Origin of the sequence: Sphingomonas sp. NFR04, assembly GCF_900114095.1 — a bacterium.
GTDB lineage: Bacteria > Pseudomonadota > Alphaproteobacteria > Sphingomonadales > Sphingomonadaceae > Sphingomonas.
On sequence record NZ_FORV01000001.1, the window covers coordinates 927,516 to 947,178 of the forward strand.

Annotated in this window: 22 protein-coding genes; 6 read left to right on the forward strand and 16 right to left on the reverse strand. The window is 67.8% G+C overall.

Annotated features, from left to right (window positions below; genetic code table 11):
- Window positions 1–30 precede the first annotated feature (30 nt).
- The 5 genes from BM009_RS04205 to BM009_RS04220 all read right to left on the reverse strand — a co-directional run bounded on the left by BM009_RS04205 (window position 31) and on the right by BM009_RS04220 (window position 2,223).
- Window positions 31–957, reverse strand: coding sequence for an Hsp33 family molecular chaperone HslO (locus BM009_RS04205; RefSeq protein WP_093294060.1), 927 nt, complete (start codon window positions 955–957; stop codon window positions 31–33).
- A gap of 216 nt (window positions 958–1,173) precedes the next feature.
- Window positions 1,174–1,302, reverse strand: a complete 129-nt coding sequence (locus BM009_RS23080; RefSeq protein WP_302847348.1) for a hypothetical protein — start codon at window positions 1,300–1,302, stop codon at window positions 1,174–1,176.
- Between the two features lie 48 nt (window positions 1,303–1,350).
- Window positions 1,351–1,704: a DUF6481 family protein gene (locus BM009_RS04210; RefSeq protein ID WP_093294061.1), complete on the reverse strand. Its 354-nt coding sequence runs from the start codon at window positions 1,702–1,704 to the stop codon at window positions 1,351–1,353.
- Window positions 1,705–1,707: 3 nt separating this feature from the next.
- On the reverse strand, window positions 1,708–1,926 hold the full coding sequence (locus tag BM009_RS04215) for a hypothetical protein (protein WP_093294639.1): 219 nt from the start codon (window positions 1,924–1,926) through the stop codon (window positions 1,708–1,710).
- Window positions 1,927–2,016: 90 nt separating this feature from the next.
- Window positions 2,017–2,223 carry a cold-shock protein gene (locus BM009_RS04220; protein WP_093294641.1) on the reverse strand — a complete coding sequence of 69 codons (207 nt, stop codon included), beginning with the start codon at window positions 2,221–2,223 and terminating at the stop codon, window positions 2,017–2,019.
- 331 nt (window positions 2,224–2,554) lie between these two features.
- Between BM009_RS04220 and BM009_RS22500 the strand changes: the two genes are divergently transcribed.
- Window positions 2,555–3,346, forward strand: a complete 792-nt coding sequence (locus BM009_RS22500) for a hypothetical protein (RefSeq protein WP_175487886.1) — start codon at window positions 2,555–2,557, stop codon at window positions 3,344–3,346.
- A gap of 41 nt (window positions 3,347–3,387) precedes the next feature.
- Here BM009_RS22500 and argF read toward each other — a convergent pair whose 3' ends face one another.
- The 5 genes from argF to BM009_RS04250 form a co-directional block, all read right to left on the reverse strand.
- Window positions 3,388–4,302, reverse strand: coding sequence for an ornithine carbamoyltransferase (gene argF / locus BM009_RS04230; protein WP_093294063.1), 915 nt, complete (start codon window positions 4,300–4,302; stop codon window positions 3,388–3,390).
- Window positions 4,303–4,504: 202 nt separating this feature from the next.
- Complete coding sequence (locus BM009_RS04235) at window positions 4,505–5,701, reverse strand: aspartate aminotransferase family protein (protein WP_093294064.1); 1,197 nt, start codon at window positions 5,699–5,701, stop codon at window positions 4,505–4,507.
- A 119-nt stretch (window positions 5,702–5,820) separates the two neighbouring features.
- Complete coding sequence (locus tag BM009_RS04240; RefSeq protein ID WP_093294066.1) at window positions 5,821–7,197, reverse strand: patatin-like phospholipase family protein; 1,377 nt, start codon at window positions 7,195–7,197, stop codon at window positions 5,821–5,823.
- Between the two features lie 61 nt (window positions 7,198–7,258).
- The gene (locus tag BM009_RS04245; RefSeq protein ID WP_093294067.1) at window positions 7,259–8,629 is read right to left on the reverse strand and encodes an HD-GYP domain-containing protein; all 1,371 of its coding nucleotides are present in this window, start codon (window positions 8,627–8,629) and stop codon (window positions 7,259–7,261) included.
- 62 nt (window positions 8,630–8,691) lie between these two features.
- Complete coding sequence (locus BM009_RS04250) at window positions 8,692–9,531, reverse strand: ABC transporter permease (RefSeq protein WP_093294069.1); 840 nt, start codon at window positions 9,529–9,531, stop codon at window positions 8,692–8,694.
- Window positions 9,532–9,583: 52 nt separating this feature from the next.
- On the opposite strand from BM009_RS04250, the gene BM009_RS04255 reads away from it, so the two are divergent.
- Complete coding sequence (locus BM009_RS04255) at window positions 9,584–10,318, forward strand: GcrA family cell cycle regulator (protein WP_093294071.1); 735 nt, start codon at window positions 9,584–9,586, stop codon at window positions 10,316–10,318.
- A gap of 302 nt (window positions 10,319–10,620) precedes the next feature.
- Window positions 10,621–12,597, forward strand: a complete 1,977-nt coding sequence (gene parE / locus BM009_RS04260) for a DNA topoisomerase IV subunit B (RefSeq protein ID WP_093294072.1) — start codon at window positions 10,621–10,623, stop codon at window positions 12,595–12,597.
- A gap of 11 nt (window positions 12,598–12,608) precedes the next feature.
- Here the strand turns inward: parE and BM009_RS04265 are convergent, their stop codons facing one another.
- From BM009_RS04265 to BM009_RS04290, 6 genes are all read right to left on the reverse strand, one after another.
- Window positions 12,609–13,034, reverse strand: a complete 426-nt coding sequence (locus BM009_RS04265) for a lysozyme inhibitor LprI family protein (RefSeq protein WP_254772176.1) — start codon at window positions 13,032–13,034, stop codon at window positions 12,609–12,611.
- Between the two features lie 99 nt (window positions 13,035–13,133).
- Entirely contained in the window at window positions 13,134–13,571 is a 438-nt protein-coding gene (locus BM009_RS04270) for a lysozyme inhibitor LprI family protein (protein ID WP_139216527.1), read from the reverse strand.
- A gap of 19 nt (window positions 13,572–13,590) precedes the next feature.
- On the reverse strand, window positions 13,591–14,409 hold the full coding sequence (locus tag BM009_RS04275; RefSeq protein ID WP_139216528.1) for a VgrG-related protein: 819 nt from the start codon (window positions 14,407–14,409) through the stop codon (window positions 13,591–13,593).
- A 198-nt stretch (window positions 14,410–14,607) separates the two neighbouring features.
- The gene (locus BM009_RS04280) at window positions 14,608–14,868 is read right to left on the reverse strand and encodes a hypothetical protein (RefSeq protein ID WP_093294079.1); all 261 of its coding nucleotides are present in this window, start codon (window positions 14,866–14,868) and stop codon (window positions 14,608–14,610) included.
- Entirely contained in the window at window positions 14,847–15,386 is a 540-nt protein-coding gene (locus BM009_RS04285) for a GNAT family N-acetyltransferase (RefSeq protein WP_093294080.1), read from the reverse strand. The genes BM009_RS04280 and BM009_RS04285 overlap by 22 nt, the downstream gene beginning before the upstream one ends.
- A 1-nt stretch (window position 15,387) precedes the next feature.
- Window positions 15,388–16,218: a TIGR00266 family protein gene (locus tag BM009_RS04290; RefSeq protein WP_093294082.1), complete on the reverse strand. Its 831-nt coding sequence runs from the start codon at window positions 16,216–16,218 to the stop codon at window positions 15,388–15,390.
- Between the two features lie 289 nt (window positions 16,219–16,507).
- Between BM009_RS04290 and BM009_RS04295 the strand changes: the two genes are divergently transcribed.
- From BM009_RS04295 to BM009_RS04305, 3 genes are read left to right on the forward strand one after another with little or no spacing between them, the layout of a single operon-like run.
- Window positions 16,508–18,004 carry a CoA-acylating methylmalonate-semialdehyde dehydrogenase gene (locus tag BM009_RS04295; RefSeq protein ID WP_093294642.1) on the forward strand — a complete coding sequence of 499 codons (1,497 nt, stop codon included), beginning with the start codon at window positions 16,508–16,510 and terminating at the stop codon, window positions 18,002–18,004.
- A gap of 5 nt (window positions 18,005–18,009) precedes the next feature.
- Window positions 18,010–18,483, forward strand: a complete 474-nt coding sequence (locus BM009_RS04300; protein WP_217644163.1) for a hypothetical protein — start codon at window positions 18,010–18,012, stop codon at window positions 18,481–18,483.
- Window positions 18,480–19,625, forward strand: coding sequence for an acyl-CoA dehydrogenase family protein (locus BM009_RS04305; protein ID WP_093294083.1), 1,146 nt, complete (start codon window positions 18,480–18,482; stop codon window positions 19,623–19,625). Before BM009_RS04300 ends, BM009_RS04305 begins: the two co-directional genes overlap by 4 nt.
- Window positions 19,626–19,663 lie beyond the last annotated feature (38 nt).

The window sequence follows — 19,663 nt, forward strand, 5'->3', positions numbered from 1 at the left end:
CGATTCACATATCATAGGAGGATTACGGCTTTACAACGACGGCGGAACGAAATCGGCGAGCGCCACCGGGAACTGCTTGGAGCAGAAGGCGCAATCGACCTTGATCACGCCGCCCTCGTCGGCCATCGCGGCGCGCTCTTCCTCGGGGAACTTGGCGAGCACCTGCTGGATATAATCCGCCCCGCAGCGGCAGCCGCGCGACAGATCATGCCCGGCGAGCATGCGCACCTCGCTCTCCTCGTTGAACAGCCGCCACACCAGCCCTTCCAGCGGGATCGCCGCATTGGCCAGCTCGTCGGCACCCATCGTGCCGCCCAGCGCCTCGACATGCTGCCATTCGGGATGGTCGAGCCGCACGTGCAGCCGCTCGCGCCCCACCTCGCCCTCGGGCAGATGCTGGAGGAACAGGCCGCCGGCGACGATCTTGCCGGTCGCCTTGTCCTTGTTGACGCCCAGCCGCACCAGCGTCGGGATCTGTTCCGACTGAAGGAAATAGCTCTGCGCCGCCTCGGCGATCGAGGCGCCTTCCAGCGGCACGATGCCCTGATAGCGTTCCTTGGTGAGCGCCTGGTCGAAGGTCACCGCCAGATAGCCGCCGTTGAACAGCGCGCTGAGCGACGGGTTCTTGCCGAGCCGGCTCAGCCGCGTGGCATCGAACTGCACATAGCCGCGCAGCTCGCCATTCTTGTAGTCGCACACCATCAGGCTGACGATGCCGCGCTGGGTCTGCGCCTGCAGCGTCATCTGCCCCTCGGCATCCTTGAGCGTGCTGCCGAGCAGCGCGGTGAGGGTCAGCGCCTCGGCCAGCAGCTTCTCGATCGGCGCGGGATAGGCATGGGCCGAGAGGATCTCGTTCAGCACCGGGCCCAGCCGGGCGACGCGGCCGCGGACATGGCGGTCGGGGATGGCAAAGCCGGTCACGCGATCGAGATCGGCGGCGGGAGCGGGATTGGTCACGACATAGTCTCCGGCATTCGGGCGGGCCGCGAGAAGTCTGGGTGACTCCGCGCGTTCCGACGAACGCATTGTCTGGGTTCGGAGGTGTAAATAGGGGTTTCGCGGCGGGAAACAATGCGGGGCACCGCGAGGCGGAGCCGCCATCCCGCGCGCCGCGCGCATCGCAAACCGTCGCGACACGGCGAAAGGGGCACGCGGACGCGCGCCCCTTCGTCCTCAGCTCTTGAGGGTAGTCATCTCAACCGGCTTGCCCTTGGCGCTCGGGTTGGAGGCGTTCTGCTTCGGAGGCTTCTCGGCCTTCGGCTTGCGAACTTCCTTGTTCGACTTCTTCTGACCCTTGGCCATAGCTGCTCCTGTCCCTTGCGCCGTCACGACCTCGCGGTCGCGATCGGGTCAGCGGGCGCGCTTGTTGTTCTTGCGCGCCGCATATCTGGCATCCCGCGCCGCCTTGCGGTCGGCCTCGGTCAACACCGGCACGGCCGCTGCAGCCGCTGCCGCAGCCTCCGCCGCACGGACGGCCTCTGCCTTGCTTTCGCGCTCGGCAGCGGCGCGCTCCTCGCGCTCGGCCGCGGCCGCGGCGCGCTTCTCGGCGTCCGCACGTTCGGCGGCCAGGCGCCGCTCCTTGGCAGCCGCCAGGGCAGTCGTATCCGCCGCGGGCCTTGCGCGCAGCTGGGCCAGCGCCTTGCGCTTGGCCTCAGACGCCGCGGTGGCGCGTTCCTGGAAATTCGGGGCTCTATATGCCGCCATATTCTACAGACTCCCCATTCTCGTCGGCACGCGCGTGACCGCACCGGCGATCACCTTGCTGCCATAGGCCTTGGCGATGATCGCCGTATCGGCCGCGCTGTTCATCACGACGCGCGTTCCGCCCGACTGCAGCGTCTCGATCGCGCTGATCGCGATCTTGCGCTTGGCGCAGGTCGCGACGACGTGTTCCTTGGCGGCGCGCACATTGATTGCTCTGGACATGCAGTCCTCCATTCCCGGAAGCAGGGTGTCCCCCGCCGGATCTTCAGGGGCTCGGGCGAGCACCACGGTACCCGCCCGAACCGCCGGGCTTCAGGCGGACTGAAGGTTCACGGCCGAGGTCTTGCCGCGACGATCGGTCTCCAGCTCGTAGGAAACGCGCTGGTCCTTATCGAGCGTGTGCATGCCGGCGCGCTCGACGGCCGAGATGTGGACAAAGGCGTCGCCGCCGCCGGTTTCCGGCGCGATAAAGCCATAGCCCTTGTCGTTATTGAAGAATTTTACGGTTCCGGTGATCATATTGGGCATCCTTTGTCCCAGGCATGACGGGCATGCGCCAACAGCGGCGCATCCCGGCTTCGGTGAGGCTAGAAAGGGACAAAGGGAGGAGCCGAGGCGGCCCGATATCCGTCGCATGCGACGTCAGCGCTATCTATATGGGGTGCCGTACAAAGATTGTTAGGGGGCGCATCGCTTTTGTTGCGGCACTCGGCCAATTCTTAGGCCATTCGGTCGCAACCACGCTTCAGCGCCGGCAATGACGGTGCCTGGCGCGCACCAATATTGACAATTTACGTAGTTTTGCCGGGACGCGCCAACCCTTGCGCGCATCGGCCTCTATGAAACAAAGATGAAGATCCCCGCCATTTCCTTCTCCGCCCTGGCCTCAACGACCTCGCTGCGCGATACCGGCACCGGCACCACCGCCAGCGCGTCGCCCTCCAAAAAGGACGAGATGGCCGCGCGCAAGCTGGAGGAGGCCAAGCAGGCCGTCGCCATGCTGGGGGCGGTCAAGTCCAGGACCAGCGACGACCAGAAGGCGCGCGCGGCGCAGAAGGTGAAGGAGCTGAAGGCGCGGCTCCAGGCGCTGAAAATGATCTATGCCGGCGATCCCAAGAAGCTCGCCAGGGCCGCCGCCCAGATCGCGCGCGAGCTCGCTGCCGCGGTGAAGAGCTATACCAGCGCGGGCGGGAGCACGGTCGAGCTCGGCGGGGCCGAGGGCGGGGATGCCTCGGCCGGCGGGGCTGCGCCGGCAGGCGAGGCCGGGACGGACAGTGCGATCGCGGGTGCGGGCGAAGCGACGCCCGCCGCCGAGTCTCCCGCGAAGGAAAACGCCGCGACCGAGGGCGAAGCGGCCAAGCCCGAGGCGGCCGCGCCCGCTGCGACCAGAGCGGCCGACGACAAGCGTGCCGCCGACGCCGCGCGCGCCAAGGCCGATGACGAGTTCAAGAACGACGCTCGCGCCCTCGCCCGCGAGCTCAAGGCCGCGCTGCGCCGCAAGGACCACAAGCATCGCAACGAGGATCCCCGCGACGGCAGCGACAAGCAGTCGGCGGAGCAGGCGCTGGCGTCGGTGGAGCAAGCGGTGGGGGCACTGCCGATGGCCGATGTCGCCGCGGTGAGCGCGCTCGCGGGGATCTGACCCAGTATCCTCCCCCGCCAGGGGGAGGATCACGCAAGCGCTCAGAGCTGCCCGAAGCACCAGCGCAGCACGGACTTCTGCGCGTGGAGACGGTTCTCCGCCTCGGGCCAGATCAGCGATTGCGGCCCGTCGATCACGGCGTCGGTGACTTCCTCGCCGCGATGCGCGGGCAGGCAATGGAGGAACTTCGCATCCGGCTTGGCGGCGGCCATCAGCGCCTCGTCGACCTGGAAGGGCATCATCGCCTTGAGCTTGGTCTCGGCATGAGCCTGGCCCATCGAGATCCAGGTATCGGTGACGATGATGTCCGCGCCTTCCACGGCCTCGCGCGCGGTGCCGACGACGCGGGCGCGCCCCTTCCCCTTCGCCACCTCGGCATCGCTCGGCTGATAGCCCTGGGGGCAAGCGGCGACGACGTCGAACTGCATCAGCCCGCCGGCTTCCATGATCGAGGCGAGCACATTGTTGCCGTCGCCCAACCAGGCGACCTTGAGGCCCGGCAGCGCCTTGCCGCTTTCCAGAATGGTCAGCAGGTCGGCCATGATCTGGCAGGGATGCGAGGCGTCGGTGAGGCCGTTGATCACCGGCACGCTGGCGTATTTCGCCATGTCGATCACCTTCTGGTGATCGTCGGTGCGGATCATGATCGCGTCGACATAGCCGGAAAGCACGCGCGCGGTATCGGCGATGCTTTCGCCGCGGCCGAGCTGCATCGAGCCCGCGTCCATCACGATGCTGGTGCCGCCGAGCTGGCGGATCGCCATGTCGAACGACACGCGGGTGCGGGTGGAATTCTTCTCGAAGATCATCGCCAGCGTGTGGCCGGCGAGCGGGGCGTCGGCGTCGGGCTTGCCCTTGGGCCAGCCGGCGCGGGCGGCCTTTCGGGCGAGCGCGTCGTTGAGCATCGCCGCGATCGCGTCGGGCCCGGCATCGGTGAGATCGATAAAGTGGCGCATCTTGGTAGCTCCGCAATTCGGCAGGGCAGTGCGAGGGAATCTGTCTTCAATTCCTCCCCTGCAAGGGGAGGTGGCAGGCCGCAGGCCTGACGGAGGGGTGTCCCCGCTGGAGGGGCGGTCCGCCGTCACCGGCGGGGACACCCCTCCACCGCCCGGCGGGCGGTCCCCCTCCCCCTCCGGGGGAGGATCGGCAGGACGCACCTCAGGCCGCGGCGGGCACCGCGAAGCTGCGCGCACCGGCGCTCAGCTTGTCGACCGCCTCGGCGATGTGGCTTTCGTCGATCACCAGCGGGGGCAGCACGCGGAACACGTTCTCGCCCGCCGCCACGGTCAGCAGCCCGTGATGGTCGCGCAGATGCGCCACGAAGTCGCGGCTCACCACGCTGTCCTTCATCTTGATGCCGAGCATCAGCCCCTTGCCGCGGATCTCCTCGAACAGGTGATCATGGTTGGGGATCAGCTGCTCGAACGCCTGGCGCAGGCGCTCGCCCATGCGGGTGACATGCTCGAGGAAGCCGGGCTCCTCCATCACGTCGAGCACCGCCATGCCCGCCGCCATCGCCAGCGGGTTGCCGCCATAGGTGGAGCCGTGGGTGCCGGCGACCATGCCCTTCGCCGCTTCCTCGGTGGCGAGACAGGCGCCGAGCGGGAAGCCCGCGCCGATCCCCTTGGCCGAGGTCATGATGTCGGGCGTGATGCCGTAATGCTCATAGGCCCACATCTTGCCAGTACGGCCATAGCCGCACTGGATCTCGTCGAGGATCAGCAGCAGGCCGTGCTCGTCGCAGGCCTTGCGCAGGCCCTGGATGAATTCGACCTTGCCCGCGGTCATGCCGCCTTCGCCCTGGATCGTCTCGACCAGGAAGCCGGCGGTCTCGTCGTCGATCTTGGCGAGCGCGCCCTCCAGATCGTTGAACGGCACATAGTCGAAGCCGGGCAGCAGCGGCTCGAACCCGTCGCGCATCTTGCCCTGGTCGGTCGCCGAAATCGCGCCCAGCGAACGGCCGTGGAAGGCGTTCTTGAAGGTGATCAGCTTGTGCCGCTGCGGATTGCCGTTCGCATAGTGATAGCGGCGCGCGGTCTTGATCGCGCACTCGATCGCCTCGACGCCCGAATTGGTGAAGAACACCGTGTCGGCGAAGCTGTGCTTGAGCAGACGCTCGGCCAGCGCCTCGCCCTGGGGGCTGCCGTACAGGTTCGATACGTGCATCAGCGTGGCGGCCTGGTCGGCGATCGCCTTCACCAGATGCGGGTGGCCATGGCCCAACGCGTTGACGGCGATACCGGCGGCGAAATCGAGATAGCGTTCCCCTCGTTCCCCGATCAGGTAGCAGCCCTCGCCTCGCACCGGCCGCACACCGCACCGCGGGTAGACGGGCATGAGCGGGGTGATGGTCATGGGAACGATACTCCTTGACGAAAAAAGGTTGGGGAAACTCCAGAAACGCAAAAGGGCGACCTATCCGGGCCGCCCGTCGCGCTGTTTACGGCCCAGCGGGGCCACAGGTCAACCTGCCTTTAGTACGGGGGCGCCAGGCGGCGGTTCCACTGCGCGGTCGCCCCGCGCGACCTGCCGTAATCGGCGATGCACGCCATGTAGCGCGGCGAGAATTGCAGCGGCCTGGCGGCAGCGTCGAGCGCCAGCCATTCGGCGCAGCTTTTCCCATTATACGCATGATCGAGCGGCGCCTCGCCCCCGGCGATGCCGGTATTGCCTAGATAGGCCATGTCGACCCCGCCGTTCATCACGGCGGCCGTCTCCACGCTCGCGGCGGAGAAGCGATAGACCTGTGTCTCGAGCAGCTTCACCGCCCGCGCCGCCGCATCGGCGGCGGACCAGCGCTGGCGCGGGCCATCGCCCCCGCTCCAGCGCGGCGCCTCCATCGTGGTGTTGACCATCAGCGTCACCTGCGCCTGCCCGCCCCCTGCGTCGGTGAAGGCGCGCAGCATGGGTTCCAGGAACACGCCGAAGCGCGCACCGCCGTCCATGTACATTTCCGTGCCGCGGCGCGTCTCCAGGGTACGCGGGGGTACCCCCGGCGCCACCGAGGAGGAGGCGAGGAGGGCATCGACATAGCAGTCCTGGATCCGCGACAATTCGGCAGGCACATCGGTCGCCAGCGTGCGGGCGGCGAGCTCGGTCATGTCGATGGCATAGCCCTCGCCGTCGTCGAGGTTGCTCACGCCAACGAACAGCTGGCGGTTCTGGTCGCGCCATTCGCGGCCGACCGCACGCAGCGTGCCGATCGTCATGATCCTGGTCAGCCGATCGTGCAGCGGACCGAAATGCGCCGCCGAGCCGCGGAACACCGCGCCCAGCGCCGCCCCGCCCTTGCGGACCCGCAGCAGATCGGCCTCGCGCGCGATCGAATAGGCGAGCACCAGGTCGCCGACATTGGAGACGTGCGGCCGCACCACGAAGCGCCCGTCGCCGCCCTGGCCCGACAACGGCCCGTCGACCCAGCTGTAATCGGTGCGGTCCTCGGGCACCGGCTGGTTGGCGAGGAACAGCAGGGTGCTCTGGAGCGATCCCGTGCTGACCCCGGTGACGATGTCCCAGCTCGGCAGATCGCCCATGGCGTAGAAGAAGCCCGCGCCGAACGCCCCGTGCTGGCCACCGCCGCTCAGCGCGAGGAACTGGTCGGCGGGCGGCGTGCCCCGCTTGGCCTGCGCCGCGCCCGACCGCAGGCGCCGGCGCTCGCGCAGCACCTCGCCCCAGCGCTCGGCACCGGGCATCGCCTGGAGCCGCATCTGCGCGGGCCCGCCGGGCGTCTGCACGGTGAGTGGCACCAGCTGATAGGCACAGCCCAGAATCGGCTTCGGCCGCGGCTGGCTGCACCCCGCCAGCGACCAACCTGCCGCGACCAGCAGCAGCACCAACCCCCAAGATTTCATCGCGACCCCCGTCCCCCGGCCCGCCCCCGCGCGCCGTTCCCTCTTCGCTATCGGATAGAAGTTATTCCTTCGTAACGATATCGCGCAAGGCCGCGAACACCTCGCCGTCGATCGCCTTGCCGACTTCGCCCGCCATGATGCCCAGCGCCTGCTCCACCGGCAGCGCGGCGCGATAGGGACGATCGGCGGTGAGCGCGTCGTAGAAGTCGCAGACGGTGATGATCCGCGCCTCGCGCGCGATCAGCATCGCGTCGAGCCCCAGCGGATAGCCGCGCCCGTCCAGCCGCTCGTGATGCGCGCCGGCCACCGCCGCCATGTCGCGCAGCGGCGCGATGCGCGAAAGGATCGCGGTGGTGTGCGCGGCATGGCTGCGCATCTCCTCCCATTCGATCTCGTCGAGCTTGCCCGGCTTCTCCAGCACGCGGCTGCTCACCGCCAGCTTGCCGACATCGTGGAGCATCGCGCTGCGCTTGAGCGTGCGCAAGGTGGCGCCCTCCACGCCCAGCGCCTGCCCCAGCGCTTCGGTGTACGCGCCCACCCGGCCCGAATGGCCGCCGGTATAGGGGCTCTTGGCATCGATCACTGCGCCGAAGGCGGCGGCGATGTCGTCGAGATAACCCTCGTCGACCGCAACGCGCTGCTCCTCGGGCTCGAAGGCGCGGACCCGGGCCTCGAGCGCGGGGTGGGCCAGTTCGGCCCAGAAGCCGGGCGTGCGGGTCACCAGCACGGCGAAGCACCGCGCGAGCGCCGGATCGAACCAGCTGCCCGCGCGCGCCGCCACTTCCTCGATCGCTGCCTCGGGGCCGCCGGCGGCGTGGAACACGTCCGCGATCTGCGCGAGCAGCGCCAGTTGCGCCGCCAGCGGGATTGCGTCGCCGCGCAGGCCCAGCGGCTTGCCGCTGCCGTCCCAATGCTCGTCCAGCGAGGCGATCGCCTGCGCCACCGGCTCGGGGAAGCGCAGTTGGCGGGCGATGTCGGCGCCGCGGGTGCAGCGGGTCTGGATCAGGTCGGTGACGATGGCGTTGCCGTCGCGCAGGATGGTCAGGATCGCCTTGGCCCGCGCACCCAACCGCTCGCCCTGGCCGGTGCGGGTGAAGACATAGCGCAGCGTCGGCCCGAGTCCGACGGCAAGCAGCTTGTGCTCCTGCTTCACCCGGCGATCGTCCGCCAGATAGAGTTCGGCGATCCGCGCGGCGTTGCTGCTGCAGCCCAGGTCCTTGAGCAGCGTCGCATAATAGATCGTCCGCCGGTCCGCGGCCGGCAGCTGGAGCGCCGCCGCCATCCGGCTGGCGATCCAGCAGGCGCGCAGCGAATGGCCTGCAGGCTGCCCCTCGGTCAGGTCAAGCGCGTAGGAGAAGGCACCCAGGATCTCGGCCAGCGACGTCGTCTCGTCGGACCGGGCATCGAAATGGGCGGAGTCGAAGTGAAGCATGGCAGGCGACGTTCCTCGGAAGACGCCGCCATAGCAGGGCCCGGCTTAAGGCCGGGTATCGGTTAACTCTTAATCTTCCAGCCGCGGCGCAGCAGCGTGTAGCAGAACAGCCCCAGCACCACGTCGAGCCCCAGGATCACGCCCGTGCCGAGCAGGATCGGCGAATCGGCGACGCCGAGGAAGCCGTAGCGGAAGCCCGAGATGATGTAGAAGAACGGGTTGGCATGGCTGATCGCGCGGAACACCGGCGACAGGTTCTCGACCGAGTAGAAGGTACCCGAGAGCAGCGACAGCGGCGCGACGACGAAGTTGGTGATCGCCGCGGCGTGATCGAACTTCTCCGCCCAGATGGAGGTCAGCACGCCCATCAGCGCGAGGAACAGCGAGCCGAGGAAGCCGAACCACAGCACCGCCCAGAGATGCGCCGGGAAGACGTGCACACCCCACAGCGCCATCGCCAGCCAGACAGCGCCACCGACGCAGAAGGCGCGCGTCACCGATCCGCCGGCCAGCGCCGCCAGCATCTCGCCTGTCGAGAGCGGCGGCATCAGATAGTCGACGATGGTGCCCTGGATCTTGCCGACCAGCAGCGAGAAGCTGGCATTGGCGAAGGCGTTCTGCAGCATGCCCATCACGATCAAGCCGGGCGCGATGAAATCGGCATAGTGAATCGGGACACCGTCCAGCACCAGCATCCGCCCGCCGCCGCCCAGCGCAACCGTGAAGATCACCAGATAGAGGAGGGTGGTGACGGCCGGCGCCCACACCGTCTGGAGCTGCACCTTGAAGAAACGGCGCACCTCCTTGATATAGAGGGTGCGCAAGCCTCCCCAGTTGACGTTGCGAATCACCGGAACGCCCGGCTCGGGAAGCTGTGAACCGATTTCGGGGTGGCTGCTCATGACGCGATCGCGTACCCGCTGACGCCGCCGCCCGCAAGACGAAGGAACCGAAGTGAGCTGGACCGACGAGCGTATCGAAACGCTGAAGAAGATGTGGGACAGCGGCCTGACCGCGACGCAGATCGCCGAGGAACTGGGCGGCGTGTCGCGCAACGCGGTGATCGGCAAGGCCCACCGCCTCGGCCTGCCCTCGCGTCCGTCGCCGGTGAAGTCCAACGAAGCCAAGGCGGCCGCTGCGGCGGCTGCCCCTGCGGCGGCAGCCCCGGCCGAGCCCAAGCCGGCACCCGCGCCCAAGCCCGCGCCGGCACCCGCCGCGCCGCGGCCCCAGGCAGCCGCACCGGCGCCGCGCCCGGCGCCCCCCGCGCCTGCGGCACCCGCGCCCGTCGACGATGCCGACTTCGACAGCGACTCCGACGCTGTCGAACCCGCAGCACCGCGCGCGCCGCAGCAGGTTCTCCGGTCGGTCGGCCCGGGCGGCTTCATCCGCCAGAATCCGGGCGAGCAGGCCCCGCCGAGCACCCCCGCCCCGCCGCGCCGCCTCGTCCCCGCCAAGCCGAGCGAGGCGATCGCGGGCAAGACGACGCTGCTCGATCTGAACGACAAGATCTGCAAATGGCCGCTCGGCCATCCGGGCGAGCCGGACTTCCACTTCTGCGGCGAGAAGGTGAACCCGGGTTTCCCGTACTGCGTCGATCATTGCGGCCACGCTTATCAGGCGCAGCTCCCCCGCCGCGACCGTCGCCCCGCGCCGACCATGCCCTTCGGCGGCACCCCGCGGCCGCGGTGACCTGCTAAGATCCTCCCCGGCACGAGCATCGGGTGCTGGGGACCGCAGATGGAATTTTGGGCCGCACCCGCCCAAATACGCTGTCATTCCCGCGAAGGCGGGAATCCATTCGCCTGTGCGCTGGGGGCAGAAACCTCGGCTTCAGCGCCAATGGATCCCCGCCTTCGCGGGGATGACGGGGGTTTTTGGGCATGTGCGGTCCCCCTTCCCTTCCGGGGAGGATCTTGAACGACGCGCCTCCGGCAAATCCCTCCCCCTCCCCCGCCTTGCGCGGGCACCCCCGCACCCCCTATACGTTCCGCATGTCCGAAGACCTCTTCGCTGCGCCCTCCGTCCCCGCCGGCACCTATGACGCCTCGTCGATCGAGGTGCTCGAAGGCCTGGAGCCGGTGCGGCGCCGGCCCGGCATGTATATCGGCGGCACCGACGAGCGCGCGCTGCACCATCTCGCCGCCGAAATCCTCGACAATGCGATGGACGAAGCGGTCGCGGGCCATGCCAACCGCATCGAGGTGACGCTCGCCGCGCCCAACCGCATCACCATCGTCGACAATGGCCGCGGCATGCCGGTCGATCCCCACCCGCGCTTCCCGGACAAGTCGGCGCTCGAGGTGATTCTCTCGATGCTCCACTCGGGCGGCAAATTCTCGGGCAAGGCCTACGCCACCTCGGGCGGCCTGCACGGCGTCGGCATCTCGGTGGTCAACGCGCTGTCGGTCGACACGGTGGTCGAGGTCGCGCGCGACAAGCAGCTCTACCGCCAGCGCTTCAGCCAGGGCCAGACGCTCGGCCCGCTGGAGAAGCTGGGCGGCACCCCCAATCGGCGCGGCACCAGCGTCGCCTTCACCCCCGATCCCGAGATTTTCGGCGAGATGCTGTTCAAGCCCGCTAGGCTGTACAAGCTCGCACGCTCCAAGGCCTATCTGTTCGCCGGCGTCGAGATCCGCTGGAAGTGCGATCCTTCGCTAATCACCGACGACACGCCGGCCGAAGCCGTGTTCCAGTTCCCGGGCGGCCTCGCCGATCACCTGAAGGAGCAGGTCGGCAGCCGCGAATGCGCCACTGCCGATTTCTTCGCGGGCACCCAGGAGTTCCCCGAGTCGCAGGGCCGCGTCGAATGGGCGGTCGCCTGGCCGCTGTGGAGCGACGGCAGCTTCAGCTGGTATTGCAACACCATTCCCACGCCCGACGGCGGCACCCATGAACAGGGCCTGCGCCAGGCGCTGGTGCGCAGCCTCCGCAGCTTCGCCGACCTGGTCGGCAACAAGAAGGCCAAGGACCTTAGCCCGGACGACGTCGTCACCGGCTCCGAGGTGATGCTCTCGGTGTTCATCCGCGAGCCGCAGTTCCAGAGCCAGACCAAGGACCGGCTCACCAGCCCCGAGGCGACCGCGCTCGTCGAAAAGGCGGTGCGCGACCATTTCGACCATTTCCTCACCGACAATATGGAGCGCGGCAAGGCGCTGCTCGGCTATGTGCTCGAGCGGATGGACGATCGCCTGCGCCGCAAGCAGGAGCGCGAGGTCAAGCGCAAGTCGGCCACCACGGGCCGCAAGCTTCGCCTGCCCGGCAAGCTGACCGACTGCTCCGCCGACAGCCCCGAAGGCACCGAGCTGTTCATCGTCGAGGGCGATTCGGCCGGCGGCTCGGCCAAGCAGGCGCGCGATCGCAAGACCCAGGCGATCCTGCCGATCCGCGGCAAGATCCTCAACGTCGCCAGTGCCACCTCGGCCAAGATCCTGGCGAACCAGGAAATCGCCGACCTGATCCAGGCGCTGGGCTGCGGCACCCGCAAGGACTGCGACGCGGCGCATCTGCGCTACGAGCGCATCATCATCATGACCGACGCCGATGTCGACGGCGCGCACATCGCGACGCTGCTGATGACCTTCTTCTTCCAGGAAATGCCGGACCTGGTACGCAAGGGCCATCTCTACCTCGCCCAGCCGCCGCTCTACCGGCTGACCGTGGGCTCCAAGAGCCTCTACGCCCGCGACGATGCGCACCGCATCGAGATCGAGAAGACGGCGTTCAAGGGCAAGAAGGTGGAAGTCAGCCGGTTCAAGGGTCTCGGCGAGATGAACCCGAACCAGCTCAAGGAAACCACCATGGACTCCAAGACGCGCGGCATGCTGCGCGTGACGCTGCCGCAGGAATATGAGGAGCGCGCAGGGGTGAAGGACCTGGTCGACCGGCTGATGGGCAACAACCCGGCGCACCGCTTCGCGTTCATCCAGGAGAATGCGGCGCGGCTGGATGAAGAGGTGATCGACGCCTGAGCGGGCGGCGCTCAGCGCGCTGCGTTGCGCGTCGCACGGACGTCGGGCGCGCGCAGCCAGCGGATGCGCTGGTTGGTCGCATGCACGCGGCAGAGATAGAAGGTCACGCCTTCGCTCTCGAACGAATGTTTCTCGGTCTCGGCATTGCACTGCATTTCGCGCTCGGTGACCCACTGCCGCTCCAGCGCGGCCAGCCTCGTGCGCTGCGCCGGGGGGAGGCGGTCGTGGACGCGCTTGTACAGCTGGTTCAGCACCCGATCGCGCCGCTTCCACTCCGCCTCCGCACAGGCCATGCGCGCTATCTCGAACAGGTTCTCATCGTCGGACCGGCTTCGCTGCCATCGCTTCGCGGAGCGCATGCAGGCGTGGAACGACGCCGAAAATTCGCCCAGCCATGCCGGCGATTGCACGGACATCGGCCCAAGCCCCCACAGCATCGCCACAAATGCAAGCATCGGAATCCACCTTTCGTCGCCATCTGAAGCGCAAGGTCAGGGCCGCACCACTGCTTCCAAGCAGCCTGATCGCCGCGCCGCTTATGGCCGTCGCCCGGAACGCCCCGAACGCGTCTGCGCACGCAGCCAGGTAATGCGCTGATCAGTCTCGATCAGCTTGCAGGCATATAGGACCACATAATAAGGTTCCGCCCTGTCGCCGGCGGTTTGGTCCCAGCATTTGTCCTCGGTCGCATTCGACCACGCCCGCTGGAGCGTGATCAAACGCGTCCTTGGCTCCAGAGGCAGGCTGTCGCGCAGCGACTCATAGGTTGCGTTGAGGATTAGTTCGCGGCGCTCGAAGGCATCTTCCGCGCAATTCTCTTCAGCCGCGTCTCGCCGCACCTCGTTCTTCGGAAAGCGGTCCTTTGCCCTGCGAATGCAGACAAAATAGCTCGGCGGAAATACCTGTTTCGCATCCGGCCCCGTGGCGGGCATGTTTGCGAAGATCATTGCTGCCAGCATCAACCCATCGAACATGATGCACGCCCCCCGCGCCTTATCGCCCACGTTCCTTCCGCAACATGTCTAGCGCATCGGCATGTTCCTGCGGATAGCGATTTTTCAGTATATCGGCAGATTGGCTGGCCTGGTCACGCTTTCCGGCGGCGAGTTGACGCTTCCACAGGTGCCGAACATGCTCGCCCCGCCGCGCATACGCATTGTTGATCAATGCCTCCTCGTATCGCGGATCGGACCTTGCCACCGTCCGGTCGGTCTGGCGCACCGCATCGGCGAGAATGTTGGCCGCTTGACCATGCTGCACGGCGATCGACCAAGTAACGTTGCGAACGGCATCGCTCGCCCCGTCGAGATCATAGCTGGTCGCCCGCCCGGCCCGCCGGACTACCGGCGCATAGTGACTCTCCTGGACATACGCATGTTGGGCGTCGCCAAATGCTTGCGCGTCCCGCCGGGCGACGGGCTTCCATCGCTTAGTGAACGCCGGCGTACCGGGCACAAGGCCTTTGAAGTCGCGTGCCCAAGGTTTCGCCGCATCGCTCGCCATGAAGGCCGCGGCGTCTCCGGTATTGGTCGCGAGCTGGTAGCTGCCATAGGATACGCCGCCGGCATCGCCCCTTCCGGTGCTGACCGTGCCGGGCCCGCGCCCGCTTGTCTCGTGTCGCTCGGAAAGAATGCCGAGCCTGGCGCCATCATCCGACCGCGTTGCACGCCGGGTACGCCTGCCGCCGCTCGACTCGGGGGCGCGGGGCCCCGCTTGCCCGTCCCCCGGCCCCGAGGTGAATCGCCCGTCGCCGGGATCGTGGTTCGGGTTGAACTTTAGTTCGATCGCGCCGTCGTCCGGCAGATCCGGCACATGCCGGCCACTTCGCAGGTAGCGCGCGAAGGCGCTGTCCCCACTCGTCTGATTGCTCGCTCCTCGCATACGCCGCCCTCCGATAGAGAACAAAACGTAAACGGAAACATGCTGTGTAGGACAGCGCCAATTTCACCGCAGCGCGGAGAAACGCATCCAAATCGGATCCCCCGCGCGCCGCACCTTCGGATGCGCCCCCTATAGCTCCCCGCGCATCCGCCGCTGGTGGTATTTCACCCGCACGGTGATGCCGAGCACCATCAGGAAGAACGCCACGCCCAGCACCGCCGCAGGCACCGCGATCGGCATCGGCCACACCTTGGCCCGCAGCGCCGCGAGCAGCGCGCCGAGTACCGCCAGCCACACCGCGCCCATCCGCAGCGGCCGCGCCACTGCACGCAGCTCGGCCTTGTAGGCGGCGCGTTCGGCGGGGTCGTTCAGGCGGGGCGGGGTCGGCATGTCCAGTCTTCCTTCAGCAGCCCGTAGAGCGTGGTGTCGCGCACGCCGATATGGGTCTCCCATTCGGCGCGCAGCACCCCCTCGAGCCGGAAGCCCAGCCGTTCGAGCAGCCGGCGCGAATACACATTGTCCGGGTCCGTGTCCGCAAAAACCCGCCGATGGTTCGCGGCGAGGAAGAGCTGGTCGAGCACCGCGCCGATCGCCTCCTCGGCGATCCCCTGCCCCCAATGCGGCCGGGCGAGCAGATAGCCGATCTCGCTGACCGCGGGCCGCTTCTCGCCCACCGCGACATAGCCGATCGCGGTGTCGTCGCCCGCGCGCGTGATCGCCCAGACGCGCCAGGCCGGGTCCCCGCGCGACAGGCTGGAGCGGGTCTGCTCGACGGTCTCGTGGGGCGCATGGCTCCACCAGGTCATCAGCGCGGGATCGGAGAGGCTGGGGAACAGCGCCTCGGCATCGTCCACCGTCCGCGGCCGCAGGCGCAGCCGCGGGGTGGTCAGCACCGGCGTGTCTGCCATCTCAGCGATTGCCGCCGATGAAGTCGCCCAGGCCGCCCAGCACCGAACCCTCGCCGCGATTGTGCCCGCCGCCATTGGCCGCGGCGAGCATGCGGCCGGCCAGCCGTGCGAACGGCAGCGACTGGATCCACACCTTGCCCGGCCCGCGCAGCCGGGCGAAGAACACGCCCTCGCCGCCGAAGAGCATGCTGCGCACGCCCCCGACCGAGACGAGGTCGAAGTCGACCGAGGGCGTCAGCGCGGCGAGGCAGCCGGTATCGACATGGAGTTCCTCGCCGGGCGCCAGCTCGCGCTCGACGATCGCGCCGCCCATCTGGACGAACACCCAGCCGTCGCCGTCCAGCCGCTGCATGATGAAGCCCTCGCCGCCGAACAGCCCGGTCATCACCCGGCGCTGGAAGGCGATCCCCATCTGCACGCCCTTGGCGGCGGCGAGGAATGCGTCCTTCTGGCAGATCAGCGTGCCGCCGATGTCCGCCAGCCGCAGCGGCACGATCGCGCCGGGTACGGGCGAGGCGAAGGAGACGCGGGCCTTGCCGCTGCCCTGGTGGGTGAAGACGGTGGTGAACAGCCCCTCGCCGGTGACCAGCCTTTTGCCCGCGCCGAGCAGCTTGTCCATGAAGCCGCCGCCGGCGTTGCTGCCGTCGCCGAACACGGTCTGCATGGTGATGGCGGCATCCTTCCACACCATCGCGCCTGCTTCGGCGACGGCGCTCTCGCCAGGATCGAGCTCGATCTCGACGAACTGCAGCTCCTGGCCCTTGATCTCGAAATCGATGTCGTCGGCATAGCCTTCGCGGCGCGTGTGCGACCAGGGGCTCATCGGCGGCATGGCTGTCTCTCCTGCACGTGTTGCAGGCGCCTAGTACACCAAAGGCCTTTGGTCGGGGAAGCCTCGCCCGCACAACCGTCGTCATTCCCGAAGGCGGGAATCCATTTGCCGGGCCGCCGGGGATGGCGCCGCGCCGTTCCCACCAATGGAGCCCGCCTTTGCGGGGATGACGCGAGAGGGTGCGTTGCCCCGCCCCATCGCCCGGGGTGACATCGGGAAGGCGCTGTGTCATTGCGCAACTTAATTACAACGGATGAGTCGGCGTCCAGCCGATCCGCAGGAGAGTATGATGCGTGTTATCGATCATGTGATCGTCGGCCATGCCGGTGGCGGCGCAGGCCGGACGGCGGACGTTTTCGACCCCAATAGCGGCGCCGTGCAGGCGCAGGTTCCGCTCGGCACCGCCGCCGATCTGGACCGTGCGGTCGCCGCCGCGATGGCCGCCCAGCCCGGCTGGGCCGCGACCAACCCGCAGCGCCGCGCCCGCGTGATGTTCCGCTTCAAGGAGCTGGTCGAGGCGAACATGGATGCGCTCGCCCACCTGCTCTCCTCCGAGCACGGCAAGGTGATCGCGGATTCGAAGGGCGACATCCAGCGCGGCCTCGAGGTGATCGAGTTCGCCTGCGGCATCCCCCACGCGCTCAAGGGCGAGTACACCCAGGGCGCCGGTCCCGGCATCGACGTCTATTCGATGCGCATGCCGCTCGGCATCGGCGCGGGCATCACCCCGTTCAACTTCCCGGCGATGATCCCGATGTGGATGTTCGGCGTGGCGATCGCCTGCGGCAATGCCTTCATCCTCAAGCCTTCCGAGCGCGATCCTTCGGTGCCGGTCCGCCTCGCCGAGCTGATGCTGGAAGCGGGTGCGCCCGAGGGAATCCTGCAGGTGGTGCAGGGCGACAAGGAGATGGTCGACGCGATCCTCGATCATCCGGCGATCAGCGCAGTGAGCTTCGTCGGTTCGTCCGACATCGCGCATTATGTCTATCGTCGCGGCGTCGAGGCGGGGAAGCGCGTCCAGGCGATGGGCGGCGCCAAGAACCACGGCATCGTCATGCCCGATGCCGATCTCGACCAGGTCGTGGCGGACCTTTCCGGCGCGGCGTTCGGTTCGGCGGGCGAGCGCTGCATGGCCCTCCCCGTGGTGGTGCCGGTCGGCGACAAGACCGCCGATGCCCTGCGCGAAAAGCTGATCCCGGCGATCGAGGCATTGCGGGTGGGTGTCTCCACCGATGCCGAGGCGCAGTACGGCCCGGTGGTCAACGCCGCGCACAAGGCCCGCGTCGAGAACTGGATCCAGACCGGCGTCGACGAAGGCGCCGAGCTGGTGATCGACGGCCGCGGCTTTTCGCTCCAGGGCCATGAGCAGGGCTTTTTCATCGGCCCGTCGCTGTTCGATCGCGTGACCCCGGCGATGAAGAGCTACCAGGAGGAGATCTTCGGCCCGGTCCTCCAGATCGTCCGCGCCCCCGATTTCGAGACCGCGCTGCGCCTGCCGAGCGAGCACCAGTACGGCAACGGCGTCGCGATCTTCACCCGCAACGGCCACGCCGCGCGCGAGTTCGCCGCGCGGGTCAATGTCGGCATGGTCGGCATCAACGTGCCGATCCCGGTGCCGGTGGCGTACCACAGCTTCGGCGGCTGGAAGCGCTCGGCGTTCGGGGACATCAACCAGCACGGCATGGAAGGCGTCCGCTTCTGGACCAAGGTCAAGACCGTCACCCAGCGCTGGCCCGACGGCGCCCCCGACGGCAGCAATGCCTTCGTCATCCCGACCATGGGGTGACCGGCGTGGGGCCTGCGCTTCTTCCGCTCGCGATCGGCTTGGTGGCGATTGCCACTGCACCTGCGATTGCGGGCGAGCTGAAGGGACCAGGTAGGTTCTGCGGCTATTCGCCAATCATCGACCTCAAGGCTGGCGAACGTATCGTCACGCTCGAAGGCGGCATCCATGGAGGTACCTTCCGATGGGAGGGCGCCTTCGGTACGCTTGAGGTCGACGGGATAGGCTGGGCCGCCGAACCTAGGGGGCGGAAGATCAAGGCCCGCACCACCGGCGGGCAGATCCGGTTCGCACAGAAGAAGGTTGGCCATACCTATCTGGTAGCGATCTGGAACGGCCGGCAAGGTGCGGCCTATTTCAAATCCATGCACCCACTTTCGGCAGCACAATTGGCGGCGATCGGTCGGGTCCTCCTCTTCCAGGAAGGCGAAGACCCCGGCCGCTGTGACCTGAAAACCATTTTCTCTTGGGATTTCGAATGACCCACCAGTTCGACCTCACCGACGACCAGCGCCAGATCCAGGAGATGGCGCAGAAGTTCACCGCCGATGCGATCACCCCGCACGCGGCCGAGTGGGACGAGAAGCACATCTTCCCCCGCGAGACGATCAAGGCCGCCGCCGAGCTCGGCTTCGCGGCGATCTATGTGTCGGAGGAATCGGGCGGCATCGGCCTCGGCCGGCTCGAGTCCGCGCTGATCTTCGAGGCGATGGCCTATGGCTGCCCGTCGACCAGCGCATTCATCTCGATCCACAACATGGCCGCCTGGATGATCGACCGGTTCGGCGCGCAGGCCGTGAAGGACAAGTATCTCCCCAGCCTCGTCACCATGGACCGGCTGGCCAGCTACTGCCTCACCGAACCGGGCTCGGGCTCGGACGCCGCCGCGCTCAAGACCCGCGCGGTGCGGGACGGCGACCAGTATGTCGTCACCGGCACCAAGCAGTTCATCTCGGGCGGCGGCGAGAACGACCTCTATGTCACCATGGTCCGCACCGGCGAGGACGGCCCCAAGGGCATCTCCGCGCTGGTGATCGAGAAGGACATGCCCGGCGTCAGCTTCGGCGCACAGGAGCGCAAGCTGGGCTGGCATTCGCAGCCGACCGCGCAAGTGAATTTCGACAGCGTCCGCGTGCCCGCCGAAAACCTGATCGGCGCCGAGGGCGAAGGCTTCCGCATCGCGATGATGGGGCTCGACGGCGGCCGGCTCAACATCGGCGCCTGCTCCCTCGGCGGCGCGCAGCGCTGCCTCGACGAGGCGGTGCGCTACACGCAGGAGCGCAAGCAGTTCGGCAAGGCGATCGCCGACTTCCAGAACACCCAGTTCACCCTCGCCGACATGGCGACCGAACTGGAGGCCGCGCGTGCGCTGCTCTACCTCGCCGCCGCCAAGGTGACCGCCGGCACGCCCGACAAGACGCGCTTCGCCGCCATGGCCAAGCGGCTGGCGACCGACACCGGCTCATCGGTGGTCGACCGTGCGCTGCAGTTGCATGGCGGCTATGGGTACCTCATGGACTATCCGATCGAACGCTTCTGGCGCGACCTGCGCGTCCATTCGATCCTCGAGGGCACCAACCAGGTGATGCGGATGATCGTCGGTCGCGATCTGCTGAAGGACTGACACGAAAATGCTTTCCTACAGCAGTGTGTTTATGCTTC

Excerpts from the sequence above, each read along its gene's own strand:
- BM009_RS23080 (WP_302847348.1), bottom strand. The coding sequence starts at position 1,302 with ATGGCCAAGGGTCAGAAGAAGTCGAACAAGGAAGTTCGCAAGCCGAAG.
- BM009_RS04210 (WP_093294061.1), bottom strand. The coding sequence starts at position 1,704 with ATGGCGGCATATAGAGCCCCGAATTTCCAGGAACGCGCCACCGCGGCG.
- BM009_RS04215 (WP_093294639.1), bottom strand. The coding sequence starts at position 1,926 with ATGTCCAGAGCAATCAATGTGCGCGCCGCCAAGGAACACGTCGTCGCG.
- BM009_RS04220 (WP_093294641.1), bottom strand. The coding sequence starts at position 2,223 with ATGATCACCGGAACCGTAAAATTCTTCAATAACGACAAGGGCTATGGC.
- BM009_RS22500 (WP_175487886.1), top strand. The coding sequence starts at position 2,555 with ATGAAGATCCCCGCCATTTCCTTCTCCGCCCTGGCCTCAACGACCTCG.
- argF (WP_093294063.1), bottom strand. The coding sequence starts at position 4,302 with ATGCGCCACTTTATCGATCTCACCGATGCCGGGCCCGACGCGATCGCG.
- BM009_RS04235 (WP_093294064.1), bottom strand. The coding sequence starts at position 5,701 with ATGACCATCACCCCGCTCATGCCCGTCTACCCGCGGTGCGGTGTGCGG.
- BM009_RS04240 (WP_093294066.1), bottom strand. The coding sequence starts at position 7,197 with ATGAAATCTTGGGGGTTGGTGCTGCTGCTGGTCGCGGCAGGTTGGTCG.
- BM009_RS04245 (WP_093294067.1), bottom strand. The coding sequence starts at position 8,629 with ATGCTTCACTTCGACTCCGCCCATTTCGATGCCCGGTCCGACGAGACG.
- BM009_RS04250 (WP_093294069.1), bottom strand. The coding sequence starts at position 9,531 with ATGAGCAGCCACCCCGAAATCGGTTCACAGCTTCCCGAGCCGGGCGTT.
- parE (WP_093294072.1), top strand. The coding sequence starts at position 10,621 with ATGTCCGAAGACCTCTTCGCTGCGCCCTCCGTCCCCGCCGGCACCTAT.
- BM009_RS04265 (WP_254772176.1), bottom strand. The coding sequence starts at position 13,034 with ATGCTGTGGGGGCTTGGGCCGATGTCCGTGCAATCGCCGGCATGGCTG.
- BM009_RS04270 (WP_139216527.1), bottom strand. The coding sequence starts at position 13,571 with ATGTTCGATGGGTTGATGCTGGCAGCAATGATCTTCGCAAACATGCCC.
- BM009_RS04280 (WP_093294079.1), bottom strand. The coding sequence starts at position 14,868 with ATGCCGACCCCGCCCCGCCTGAACGACCCCGCCGAACGCGCCGCCTAC.
- BM009_RS04285 (WP_093294080.1), bottom strand. The coding sequence starts at position 15,386 with ATGGCAGACACGCCGGTGCTGACCACCCCGCGGCTGCGCCTGCGGCCG.
- BM009_RS04290 (WP_093294082.1), bottom strand. The coding sequence starts at position 16,218 with ATGCCGCCGATGAGCCCCTGGTCGCACACGCGCCGCGAAGGCTATGCC.
- BM009_RS04295 (WP_093294642.1), top strand. The coding sequence starts at position 16,508 with ATGCGTGTTATCGATCATGTGATCGTCGGCCATGCCGGTGGCGGCGCA.
- BM009_RS04305 (WP_093294083.1), top strand. The coding sequence starts at position 18,480 with ATGACCCACCAGTTCGACCTCACCGACGACCAGCGCCAGATCCAGGAG.